This window comes from Pseudomonas sp. SCPG-7 (assembly GCF_002156405.1).
GTDB classification, from domain to species: Bacteria; Pseudomonadota; Gammaproteobacteria; order Pseudomonadales; family Pseudomonadaceae; genus Aquipseudomonas; species Aquipseudomonas parakoreensis.
The window spans coordinates 1-12,799 of record NZ_MVOO01000009.1; the positions used below are offsets into that span (position 1 = coordinate 1).

Annotated in this window: 7 protein-coding genes; 6 read left to right on the forward strand and 1 reads right to left on the reverse strand. The window is 60.7% G+C overall.

What is annotated here, in order from left to right:
* Positions 1-138: 138 nt before the first annotated feature.
* The 6 genes from recC to B1722_RS17385 all read left to right on the forward strand — a co-directional run bounded on the left by recC (position 139) and on the right by B1722_RS17385 (position 11,834).
* Entirely contained in the window at positions 139-3,591 is a 3,453-nt protein-coding gene (gene recC / locus B1722_RS17360; RefSeq protein WP_086793647.1) for an exodeoxyribonuclease V subunit gamma, read from the forward strand.
* Positions 3,588-7,277 carry an exodeoxyribonuclease V subunit beta gene (gene recB / locus B1722_RS17365; RefSeq protein ID WP_086793649.1) on the forward strand — a complete coding sequence of 1,230 codons (3,690 nt, stop codon included), beginning with the start codon at positions 3,588-3,590 and terminating at the stop codon, positions 7,275-7,277. The genes recC and recB overlap by 4 nt, the downstream gene beginning before the upstream one ends.
* Positions 7,274-9,373 (forward strand): exodeoxyribonuclease V subunit alpha, encoded by a 2,100-nt coding sequence (gene recD, locus B1722_RS17370; RefSeq protein WP_086793651.1) that lies wholly within the window; start codon positions 7,274-7,276, stop codon positions 9,371-9,373. Before recB ends, recD begins: the two co-directional genes overlap by 4 nt.
* Positions 9,374-9,493: 120 nt before the next feature.
* The gene (locus B1722_RS17375; RefSeq protein WP_041066640.1) at positions 9,494-10,069 is read left to right on the forward strand and encodes a YfiR family protein; all 576 of its coding nucleotides are present in this window, start codon (positions 9,494-9,496) and stop codon (positions 10,067-10,069) included.
* Complete coding sequence (locus B1722_RS17380; protein ID WP_041066643.1) at positions 10,066-11,334, forward strand: diguanylate cyclase domain-containing protein; 1,269 nt, start codon at positions 10,066-10,068, stop codon at positions 11,332-11,334. Before B1722_RS17375 ends, B1722_RS17380 begins: the two co-directional genes overlap by 4 nt.
* A gap of 44 nt (positions 11,335-11,378) precedes the next feature.
* Entirely contained in the window at positions 11,379-11,834 is a 456-nt protein-coding gene (locus tag B1722_RS17385) for an OmpA family protein (RefSeq protein WP_174377346.1), read from the forward strand.
* Here B1722_RS17385 and B1722_RS17390 read toward each other — a convergent pair.
* On the reverse strand, positions 11,831-12,778 hold the full coding sequence (locus B1722_RS17390; RefSeq protein ID WP_041066648.1) for a LysR family transcriptional regulator: 948 nt from the start codon (positions 12,776-12,778) through the stop codon (positions 11,831-11,833). The genes B1722_RS17385 and B1722_RS17390 overlap by 4 nt on opposite strands.
* Positions 12,779-12,799 lie beyond the last annotated feature (21 nt).

Genomic DNA, 12,799 nt, shown 5'->3' on the forward strand with positions numbered 1-12,799 from the left:
CCAATTGCGAAAGCAGTTGGGGTTTTGTTTTGTCCGCAGGAAAGTTCCTACAGCGCGCGGTATGCCCTTCCGGCTGTAACAGCCTGCCGACAATGCTAAGGTTCTGCCCTGGCTTTGTACTTTTCCAAGGAAGCTTTTATGCCGGACGCCCAGTCCCTCAATGCTGCATTCATGGTGGTCCAGAGCAATAGCCTGGACGAACTGCGCAGCCTGGTGGTTAGCGTCATGCGGCGCTATCCATTGGCACCCTTGGAGAACGAAATCGCTCTGGTGCAGAGCAACGGTATCGCCCAATGGCTCAAACTGGCTTTGGCGGAAGACCCTGAGGACGACGACCTCGGGGGATGCGGAATAGCTGCGGCCATAGATGTGCAATTGCCTGGCAGTTTCATGTGGCAGCTTTACCGTATGGTGTTGGGCCGAGACGAAATTCCCGCCAACTCCCTGCTCGACAAAGCCCCATTGACCTGGCGACTGATGCGCTTGCTGCCGCAGGTTATTGATCGCCCCCATTTTGAGCCGCTACAAAGGTTCCTCACGCACGACACGGATTTACGCAAGCGCTACCAGCTGTCAGAGCGTCTGGCAGATCTCTTTGACCAGTACCAAGTGTATCGGGCTGATTGGCTCGAGGACTGGGCCGAAGGCCGGCACCAGTTGCGCAATGTTCGAGGTGAAGTGAAGCCACTGCCCCCGGTCAGTTGCTGGCAGGCCGAATTGTGGCGTGCTCTGCTGGAAGATGTCGGTGAGCAGGGCATGGCGCAGAGCCGGGCAGGTGTTCATCAGCGCTTTGTCGAGCGCATAAATGCCCTTGAAAACGCACCTGCGGGGCTACCCTCGCGGGTGATCGTGTTTGGCATATCTTCGTTGCCGGCCCAGGTGCTCGAAGCATTGGCCGGACTTGCGCGTTTCAGTCAGGTGCTGCTGTGTGTGCACAACCCTTGCCGACACCACTGGGCCGATATCGTTGCCGACAAGGATCTGCTGCGCCATCAATACAAGCGACAAAGCCGCAAGACCGGCATGCCGGTCGTACTCGATCCGGAAGCGCTGCACCAACACGCGCATCCGTTGCTCGCAGCCTGGGGCAAACAGGGGCGCGACTACATCAACTTGCTGGACAGTTACGATGACCCCAATAGCTATCGCGCGGCATTCCGTGACGGGCGCATCGATCTGTTCAGCGAGACGCAGCCACAGAACCTGCTCAATCAACTTCAGGATGACATCCTCGAATTGCGGCCGCTCAATGAAACGCGTGAACACTGGCCTGCGGTCGACCTGACGCAGGATGAGTCTATCCGCTTCCATATAGCCCACAGTGCTCAGCGCGAGGTGGAAATCCTTCACGACCAGTTACTCGCCCGCTTCAGTGCCAATCCCGACCTTCGCCCGCGCGATGTAATCGTGATGGTGCCGGACATCGATAGTTATGCGCCCCATATTCGGGCGGTGTTCGGGCAACTGGATCGGCATGATCCGCGCTTCATTCCATTTACCTTGGCCGACCAGGGTCAGCGCGGTCGCGATCCGTTGCTGATTGCCGTCGAGCACCTGCTCAAACTGCCGGACAGTCGTTTCCCGGTAAGCGAGATCCTTGACCTGCTCGACGTTCCTGCATTGCGCGCCCGCTTTGGCGTTCAGGAACGCGACTTACCTACTCTGCATCGCTGGATCGAAGGCGCAGGTGTGCGCTGGGGAATGAACGCTGAACAACGTGCCGGATTGGGCTTGCCAAATGAGCTTGAGCAAAACAGCTGGCATTTCGGCCTGCGACGGATGTTGCTTGGATACGCCGTAGGCAGCTCCAACGCCTGTGCAGGTATCGAGCCTTACGATGAAATCGGCGGTCTGGATGCCGCGTTGATCGGGCCGCTGGTTGCCCTGCTCGATGCCTTGGAGCTGGCCCATCACGAGCTCAATGAGGCCGCTCAGCCCAAGGTGTGGGGCCTGCGGCTGCAGATTCTGATGCAACTATTCTTCAAGGCCAGTAATGAGCACGACGATTATCTGCTCACGCAACTTGAGGAGCTGCGCGAGACTTGGCTGCAAACCTGCGAATCGGTGGGGTTGGTAGATGAGTTGCCGCTGACGGTGGTTCGGGAAGCCTGGCTCGCGGGGCTGGATCAGGGGCGTCTGTCCCAGCGCTTTCTGGCCGGTGCAGTAAATTTTTGCACACTGATGCCCATGCGTGCGATCCCGTTCAAGCTTGTCTGTTTGCTGGGGATGAACGATGGCGATTATCCCCGGGCGCAACCTCCACTTGATTTTGACCTCATGGGCAGTGATTACCGGCCCGGGGACCGTTCCCGACGTGAGGATGATCGCTATCTGTTGCTCGAGGCGCTGCTGTCTGCGCGAAATCAGCTGTACATCAGTTGGGTCGGACGCAGTATTCGAGACAATAGTGAACGGCCTGCTTCCGTGCTGATCGGCCAGCTGCGCGATCACCTCGCCAGTGGCTGGCGATCGCTCAATGAGCACCAGGAACTGTTGCACGCCATGACCGAGGAACATCCCCTGCAACCGTTCAGCTCGCGCTATTTCCATGAAGGCGACCAACTATTCAGTTATGCCCGTGAATGGCAGGTTTTGCACCAGATGCATGAGCCACACCGCGAGGCGGAACTACTCGCGCCCCATGTTCAGGAGGAGCCGCTGAGTCTGGCCCTTCTGCAGGATTTCCTGCGCAATCCGGTCCGACACTTTTTCACGCAGCGACTCAAAGTGTACTTTGAAGCCGCCGAGGCGCCCCTGGCTGACGAAGAACCGTTCGTGCTGGACGCATTGCAACGTTACACACTGAGCGAGAGCCTGCTCGAGGCCGCGCTTCGGCAGCCCGATAATGTCGATCGTGCGCTAGAAGACCAGGCACGTCGTTTGCAAAACAGCGGGTTACTGCCCATGGCCGGTTTTGGCGAATGCCTGCAACGAGAGTTGATCGAGCCGTTACCGGATCTGCTGCAGCGTTACCAACAACTTCTGGCGTTATGGCCGACTCCGTTGACCAGCGCGCTGCCGGTCAATCTCGAGTTGCAGGGTGTGCGTATCGAAGGCTGGCTCGCCGGTTTGCATCAGCGTGCTGACGGTGGCGTGTTGTCCGTCACGGCCATTCCCAACAGCATCGGTTCGATCAAAAGTCGGAAATGGCATCGCTTGATCAAGCCCTGGGTCAACCACCTGGTGGCCTGCGCCAGCGGACTCATGCTGAGCACGGCGTTGGTGTCGAGTGACGATACGCTGTTGCTCGAGCCGATGGAGAAGGATCGTGCCGCTCGGTTCCTTGGCGATCTTCTGCTCGCCTGGCAGGCCGGCATGCGCCAGCCGCTGCCGATCGCGGTCAAGACAGCCTTCGCCTGGCTTGCGCAGACTGATCCGCTCAAAGCCGAGGCAGCTGCCCGCAAGGCCTATGAAGGTGACGGCCAGACCACTGAAGGCGAGCGCCGAGAGAACCCTGCGTTGTCCCGTCAATTCGCAGATTTTGATGCATTGCTGGCGGATGAAACATTCTCCGGTTGGTGCGACGCGTTGTATCGCCCTCTGTATGAAGCGCCTTGGCGTTCACTGACCAGCGAAGGGGCGCGCGCATGAGTACCAAGACACCTTTGGCACTGGCCTTCCCGCTGCACGGCAGTCAACTTATCGAGGCCAGTGCCGGCACCGGCAAGACCTTTACTATCTCGGCGCTTTATCTGCGGCTGATCCTTGGGCACGGCGGCGAAGCGAGCGGCTTCGGCCGGGAGCTGCTGCCCCCGCAGATTCTTGTGGTGACGTTCACTGATGCCGCCACCAAAGAACTGCGTGAACGAATCCGTACGCGGCTGGCCGAGGCCGCGCGGTTTTTCCGTGAAGAAACCCCTGCGCCGGATGCCCTGATTGTCGAATTGCGTGAGCAATTTGACCCGGCGCAATGGGCCGGATGCGCCAATCGTCTGGACATCGCCGCGCAATGGATGGACGAAGCGGCCGTCTCCACCATCCACAGTTGGTGCCAGCGCATGTTGCGCGAACATGCATTCGACAGCGGCACCTTGTTTACGCAATCCCTGGAGACCGATCACAGCGACCTGCTCGGCGAAGTGCTGCGCGATTACTGGCGACTGTTCTGTTATCCGATGCAGGGCGATGCGCTGAACTGGGTTCGTACCCACTGGGGCGGGCCGACCGCGTTGTTGCCAAGGGTGCGCGGTCTGTTTGGCAGTGAGCGCGAAAGTGATGACGGCAAAGCTCCCGCAGAGTTGATCGACGAGTGCCTGCAGGAGCGACGTGCCGCGTTGCTCGAGCTGAAGATGCCATGGCGTCAGTGGGCGGATGAACTGCTAGTGATCTGTCACGAGGGCGTCGCGAGCAAAGCCGTTGACGGACGCAAGATGCAGGCGCGTTACTTCGAACCCTGGTTCGAGAAACTCAAGGCCTGGGCGCAAGACGAGTCTATGGAGCAACTGGACATCGGCACCGGTTTCACCCGACTAACCCCTGACGGGATGGCTGAAGCCTGGAAGGGGCAGGCGCCGAGTCATCCGGGGCTCGACGCGATGCCGGGACTCAAGTCGAGCCTCGACGCGCTGCCAACCCCGGATGCCGCTGTCTTGCAGCACGCGGCGAGATGGGTGGGCGCGCGTTTTGAAGAAGAGAAGCGTCGTCGTGCGGAAATGGGCTTCGATGACATGCTGTTGCGCCTCGATGCGGCGTTGCAATCCGACAGCGGCGAGCGCCTTGCTGCGGTAATCCGCGAGCAGTTTCCGGTAGCACTGATCGATGAGTTTCAGGACACCGATCCGGTGCAATACCGGATCTTCGAAAGCATCTATCGCATCGAAGATAACAGTCCGGACACCGGCCTGTTCCTGATCGGCGACCCCAAGCAGGCGATCTACGCGTTCCGTGGCGCCGATATCTATACCTACCTGCGTGCGCGTCAGGCCACCACCGGCCGCCTGCATACGCTGGGCACCAACTTCCGCTCCAGCCATGGCATGGTCAATGCGGTCAATCATGTATTCGAACGCGCCGAGTCCCGTGAGCAGGGACGCGGCGCGTTTTTATTCCGGGAAAAAACCGGGGAAAACCCGGTGCCGTTCCAGCCCGTTGATTCGCAAGGACGCAAAGAGCGGCTGCAGATTGCCGGCCAGGATGTCACGGCACTGAATGTCTGGCACCTGTCGACGGACCAGCCGCTGTCAGGGGCGGTCTATCGCCAGCAGTTGGCGGCGGCCTGTGCCAGCGAAATCACCGCATTGCTCAACGGTGGGCAAGCCGGCGCGGCGGGATTTGTCCGGGACGCAGAAGCCTTCCGTGGTTTGCGGCCCTCCGATATCGCGATTCTGGTACGTGACGGCAAAGAGGCCCAAGCCGTACGCACAGAACTCGCGGCCCGTGGCGTGCGCAGCGTTTATCTGTCGGACAAGGACTCGGTGTTTGCCGCCCAGGAAGCGCACGACCTGCTGTCCTGGCTCAAGGCCTGCGCCGAGCCGGATGTCGAGCGCTCACTGAAGGCCGCGCTGGCCTGCATCACCCTCAATCTGCCGCTGGCTGAACTTGAGCGCTTGAATCAAGACGAGTTGGTCTGGGAAGCCCGCGTCATGCAGTTTCGTGGCTATCGCGAACTGTGGCGCAAGCAAGGTGTACTGCCGATGTTGCGACGCTTGCTGCACGACTTCCATTTACCGCAGACCCTGATCGCTCGCAGTGACGGCGAACGAGTGCTGACCAACCTTCTGCACCTGTCGGAACTGATGCAGCAGGCCGCGGCGGAACTCGATGGCGAGCAAGCGCTGATTCGTCATCTGGCCGAGTTGCTGGCACTGTCCGGTCAGGCCGGTGAAGAACAGATATTACGTCTGGAGAGCGACGAGCAACTGGTCAAGGTGGTGACCATCCACAAGTCGAAGGGACTTGAGTATCCGTTGGTGTTCCTGCCTTTCATCTGTTCGGCAAAACCGGTGGATGGCAGTCGCCTGCCGCTGCATTACCACGATGCCTCCGGCAAAGCCCAGGTGACACTGAAGCCTACCGCCGAATTGGTCGCCCTGGCGGATGACGAGCGTCTGGCCGAGGACTTGCGTCTGCTCTACGTCGCGCTGACTCGCGCGCAACATGCATGCTGGCTGGGTGTCACGGACCTCAAGCGCGGTAATAACAACAGTTCAGTGCTTCATCTTTCGGCGCTTGGCTATCTGCTGGGTGGCGGCGCCAGGCTGGATGAGTCAACCGACCTGCGTCGTTGGCTGCAGGATCTGCAACAGAACTGCGCGGCTATCAGTCTGAGTGAGTTGCCTCAAGCGACGCAGGAGATCTACCAGCCCGAGCGCAATGAGGCGATCCTCAGCGCCACATTGGTGCCAAAGCGCAAGGCCAGCGAGAACTGGTGGATCGCCTCCTATAGTGCGTTGCGTATCAGTGACGTGTTGAGTGTCGGCAGCGATGAGGCGCCGGACAGTCCGCAAGCGCAAAAGCTGTTTGACGATGAGCGCCTCGACCCGGATGCGCCGCGAGAGCTTGTGGTTGGTGGCGCCGATATCCATCGTTTTCCTCGCGGTCCGAACCCGGGAACCTTCCTCCATGGTTTGCTGGAGTGGGCTGGCGATGAAGGCTTTGCCGTTTCCGGTGAGTCGATCAAGGACGCAATTGGCCGGCGCTGCAATCTGCGCGGCTGGCAGGGCTGGATTGTCACCTTGAGTGACTGGCTGCAGCACTTGCTCAAGTCCCCGCTGCCAGCAGGTGGCGGACAGCCTCCGGTCGTGCTCGAGCAACTGAAGCAGTACCGCGTTGAAATGGAGTTCTGGTTTGCCAGTCACAAGGTTGATGTCCTCAAACTTGATGATTGGGTGCGCCAGTACACCCACAACGGTGTGGCGCGAGTAGCCGCCGAGCCAGTACAGCTCAACGGCATGTTCAAGGGCTTTATCGACCTGACCTTCGAGCACGCGGGCCGTTACTACGTCGCCGACTACAAATCCAACTGGTTGGGTGTCGACGATACGGCCTATACCGAGCAAGCCATGGAGCGCTCGATCCTCGACAACCGTTACGACCTGCAGTACGTGCTGTATCTGCTGGCCCTGCATCGGCAATTGAAGGCGCGCCTGCCTGACTACGATTACGACCGGCATGTCGGTGGTGCGTTGTATGTATTCCTGCGGGGAACCCGGGCAGACAGTCGCGGCGTGTACTTTGCGCGGCCGCCACGGGACTTGATCGAACGCCTGGATCGCCTGTTCCAGGGTAAGCCGGAACCCAAGGCCGAACCCGCATGGGAACAGGGAGTCCTGTTATGAAGCGTACCTTCGCCGATCTGTCATCGGCTATCGACAACCCGTCGAGCCTGACGCCACTGACCAGTGCCGCAGATCTGCTGATCTTGCTTGAGCGCTGGGTCGAGCGAGGCTGGCTTCGTTCGCTGGACAAGGCCTTTATCGGTTTTCTGTACGAACTCGCACCCCAGTCCGATCCACTGGTGTTGCTCGCTGCCGCACTGACCAGCCATCAACTGGGTCACGGACATGTCTGCCTCGACGTGTTCGAAACCCTCAAGGCCCCGGATTTCGCCCTGTCTTTACCTCCTGAAGGCGATGAGCAAAGTGATGTCTTGCTCCTGCCGTCGCAGTTGCTTGAAACGCTGGATGGCGCGCATTGGTGCAAGGTGCTGGCGAGCAGCGCTCTGGTTGCACTGGCTGCGGACAATAGCGAAGCGGCGCATCAGCGACCGTTGGTGCTGTCCGGCAAGCGTCTGTACCTGCGGCGCTACTGGGCCTATGAGCGGCGTATCGATGCGGCGTTACGCACACGTCTGGCCCAAGGCGAAACGCCGCCGGATGACTTGCCTAAGCGTCTCGATGAATTGTTCGGCCCCGCCAGGCCCGGAGCAGTGATCGACTGGCAGAAACTCGCCTGCGCGCTTGCCACTCGGGGTGCGTTCAGCATCATCACCGGCGGCCCGGGAACCGGTAAAACCACGACCGTGGTGCGTTTGCTCGCGCTGCTCCAGGCGCCGGCGGTGGAAGCCGGTCAGCCGTTGCGCATTCGTCTGGCGGCGCCCACGGGCAAGGCTGCTGCGCGGTTGACCGAGTCCATCAGCCAGCAAGTGCAGTCGCTGAAAGTCACCGAAGACGTGCGCGAGAAGATCCCTTGTGACGTGACGACTGTCCATCGTTTGCTGGGCAGCCGGCCCGGCACCCGACACTTCCGCCACCATGCCGGCAACCGCTTGCCGCTGGATGTGCTGGTGGTCGATGAAGCTTCCATGATCGACTTGGAAATGATGGCTAACCTGCTCGATGCATTGCCGAAGCATGCGCGTCTGGTGTTGCTCGGCGACAAGGATCAACTCGCTTCGGTGGAGGCCGGAGCGGTACTCGGCGATCTTTGCCGTGATGCCGAGGCAGGCTGGTATAACCCGCACACCCGGCAGTGGCTGGAGTCGGTCAGCGGAGAGTCATTGCACGGCAGTGACCTGCACGTAGACCTCGATGGCTCTCATCCGCTGGCCCAACAACTGGTGATGCTGCGTCATTCCCGGCGTTTCGGTGAAGGTAGCGGCATTGGTCAACTGGCGCGGCGGGTCAATCAACAGTTGCCGGATGAGGCACGCCAGTTGCTGGCGGCCGGTCACTACGACGATGTGTTTTCACTGCCGCTCAAGGGAGAGCACGATCACAAACTGGAGCGCCTGTTGCTCGACGGTCATGGCGACGGTCCACAGGGTTATCGCCACTATCTGAACATCCTGCGCGAACAACGCCCGCCAGCGGGCAGACCGCTGGAGCATCCAGACTGGGTCAACTGGGCGCGGGCGGTGCTGCGGGCGTTTGACACCTTCCAGTTGTTATGTGCCGTGCGCAAGGGACCTTGGGGCGTTGAAGGGCTGAATCTGCGGATCACCGAAACCCTGCTCAAGGCACGCCTGATCGAGCATGACCAACAATGGTACGAAGGCCGGCCGGTGCTGATGACCCGCAACGATTACGGTCTGGGACTGATGAACGGCGATATCGGCATCGCCCTCAAGTTGCCCGAGCGCGAAGGCCCCGAAGCTGGCAGACCGGTACTGCGCGTGGCCTTTCCGCGAAACGACGGGCAGGGCGGGGTACGTTTCGTGCTGCCGAGTCGGCTCAACGACGTTGAAACGGTGTACGCCATGACCGTGCACAAATCCCAGGGCTCTGAGTTCGCCCACACCGCGCTGATCCTGCCGGATGCCTTGAATCCGGTGCTGACCAAAGAATTGATCTACACCGGGATTACACGGGCCAAGCACTGGTTCACCTTGATCGAACACCGGCCTGGAGTGTTCGAAGAGGCCGTGCAGCGCAAGGTCAAGCGCCTGAGCGGATTGATGCTGGAACTGGAGGAAGGCGCAGAGGCTCGGGAATGAAATAACCTGAAGTCTGATACCGATTACTGACCGGCGGGTCAGAAGACGCTGTCTCGCTGGTGTTACTTCGCTGTGCTATCGTTGCGGCATCATTTCGGTACGATCCAAGAGAATCCCTGCATGAAGGTGGCTGTCTGGGCGACAGAGCGCGTGGTTCGCTGCAAGCACGCATTGCTTGTCGGTCTGCTCTGTTTGCTGGCGGGCGCTGCCATCGCGCAGCCACAAACGTCGGCGGGCATGGCCGAGCAACGCGCTCAAGCGGTGACGCAGGTCGTGCTCGGCATTCTCAGCTATGCACGCTGGCCGGTTGAACCTGCGCAATTGCGCCTGTGCATCGTCGGCCCCACTGAATACACCGACGACCTGGTCAAAGGCACCACGCAGGCCACTGGTCGGCCGGTCGTCGTACGCCGACTGCTGGCCGACAACCCGGCGATCGTCAGCGAATGCGATGCGGTGTATATCGGCAAACTCACGGCGGATGAGCGCAGTCGGCTGTTTGCTTCATTGATCGGTCACCCGGTGTTGAGCATCAGCGAAGGGGGCGATCAGTGCACGGTCGGCAGCCTGTTCTGCTTGCGCGTCGGCGATGAACAGGTGTCCTTCGAGGTCAACCTCGACTCTGTCGCGCGCAGCGGTGTACGCATCCACCCGAGCGTACTGCAATTGTCGCGTCGCAAACCGGCGGCGCCATGAAACTGTTCCGTTCTGGAAGCCGCCCGACGCTGGGATCGGTCATTGGCCGTGGCCATTTGATTGTGGCGCTGGTAGCCGTGACGATGGCCAGCGTATCGCTGACCCTGCTGGGCGTTCTCGCGCTGCGGGTGTACGCCGATCACAACTTGCAGCTCATTGCGCGCTCGATCAGCTACACCGTGGAAGCGGCGGTAGTGTTCAACGACAAGGCCGCCGCGACTGAAGCGCTGGCCTTGATTGCGTCCACCGAAGAGGTGGCGGACGCGCAGGTGTTCGATGCGCAAGGTCAGGTGCTGGCGCGTTGGCAGCGGCCGGAGAACGGCTTGTTCACCGAATTGGAAATGCAGATCACGCGTACCGTTCTGGAAAAGCCGGTCAGGCTGCCGATTGAGCATCAGGAGCGCGAAATCGGTCACATTCTGCTGGTCGGTCATGGCGGCAGTCTCATGCGCTTTTTGCTGAGCGGTCTGGCAGGGATCATCCTGTGTACCGCCATCAGTGCCTGGGTCGCGCTCTATCTCGCGCGTCGACAATTACGCGGTATTACCGGACCACTGCGTAGCCTCGCCGCGGTGGCCCACGCCGCGCGCAGCGAGCGCGCGCTGGATCGGCGGGTACCGCCGGCGCAGATTGCCGAACTGGATAATCTGGGCAACGACTTCAATGCTTTGCTCGACGAACTCGAATCCTGGCAAACCCACCTGCAGAGCGAGAACGAGACCCTCGCCCACCAGGCCAGCCACGACAGCCTCACCGGCTTGCCGAACCGGGCGTTTTTCGAGGGCCGATTGATTCGTGCCCTGCGTAATGCCGGCAAACTCAACGAGCGGGTAGCGGTGTTGTTTCTCGACAGTGACCGTTTCAAAGGCATCAACGACAACTTCGGCCACGCCGCCGGCGATGCCGTGCTGGTGGCGGTCGCCAATCGGGTCCGCGCGCAGCTGCGTGAAGAGGATCTGGTGGCGCGGCTCGGCGGCGATGAGTTTGCCGTGCTGCTCGCGCCGCTGCACAAGGTCGAAGATGCCGAGCGCATTGCTGACAAGATTCTCGACAGCATGGACATGCCCATCGCGCTGCCGGGCGACACCAGTGTGGTGACGTCGCTCAGTATCGGCATTGCGGTTTTCCCCGATCATGGCGCTACGCCAGGTGCCTTGCTCAACGCCGCCGACGCCGCGATGTATCAGGCCAAACGCCTGTCACGTGGTGCTCAATTCACTGCCGGGTCGGAGAGCCCGGTTGTCAATCTGCAAACCAGGAGCTGATTCCCGTGTTCACACTTCCCGCTCGATTGTTTTCCGCCTTGCTGATGATCGCCGTACTGGCGCTGACCGGCTGCCAGACCGCACCACAAAAAGGCCTGACCCCGGCGCAGATCGCCGTCCTCAAACAACAAGGCTTCGAGGCAACCGACGAAGGCTGGGAGTTTGGCCTGTCAGGCAAAGTGCTGTTTGGCAGCGATATCGAAAGCCTGAACGCGCAAAGCACCGAAATCGTCGAACGCATCGGCAAGGCGCTGGTGGGGGTCGGTATTGAACGCGTACGGGTCGACGGTCATACCGACGCCTCGGGCAAAGAGACCTATAACCAGCAATTGTCGCTGCGCCGGGCCAAGAGTGTGGCCAAAGTGCTGACCACCGTCGGCATGAAGGAAGAGAATATCCAGTTGCGCGGCCTGGGCAGCAGCGAGCCGGTGGCGTCCAACAGTACTGCCGCCGGACGCACCGAGAATCGTCGGGTGTCGATTGTGGTCAGCGCCGATTAATCGGCGAACTGCATCTCGCGAGTCTGCCCCATCAGCAGACCCTGATTGCGCTCGGTCACCTCACGGATGTAATCCCACAGAAGGGTGATCCGCTTCAACTTGCGCAAGTCCTCCCGGCAGTACATCCAGAACTGCCGGGTGATGTCGATTTCTTCGGGCAGCACCGGCAGCAGGCGCGGATCCTGCGCCGCGAGGAAGCACGGCAGAATGGCCAGTGAACGCCCTTGCTGCGCTGCGACGAACTGCGCGATCACGCTGGTGCTGCGCAGGTTCGCGCTGGCGCCGGGCAGCACGTTCGCCAGGTACAGCAGCTCCGAGCTGAACGCCAGGTCATCCACATAACTGATGAATTGATGCTTGCCCAAATCGGCCGGGCGGCGGATCGGTGGGTGCTGGTCGAGGTAGTCCTGGGTCGCGTACAGCTGCAAGCGGTAGTCGCAGAGTTTGCAGCACACGTACGGGCCGTGTTCCGGGCGCTCCAGGGCAATGACGATATCGGCTTCGCGTTTGGACAGGCTGATGAAGTGCGGCAGCGGCAGGATGTCCACCGAGATCGCCGGGTAGGCGTCGACGAAGTGGCTTAGCTGCGGGGTGATGAAAAAGCTGCCGAAACCTTCGGTGCAGCCCATGCGCACATGTCCCGACAGTGCCACACCGGAGCCGGAGACCTGCTCGCAGGCCATGTGCAAGGTGCTTTCAATCGACTCGGCATAACCCAGCAATCGCTGACCTTCTGTGGTCAGCACAAACCCGCTGGTGCGCGATTTTTCGAACAGCAATGTGCCCAGCGCCGCTTCCAGCGAGCTGATGCGCCGCGACACCGTGGTGTAATCGACGGCCAGGCGTTTGGCCGCAGTGCTGGCCTTGCGGGTGCGGGCGACTTCGAGGAAGAACTTCAGATCGTCCCAGTTCAGCGACCCCAGGGAGGTGATGTTTTTTTGCATGATGGACGGGCTTATATGTGC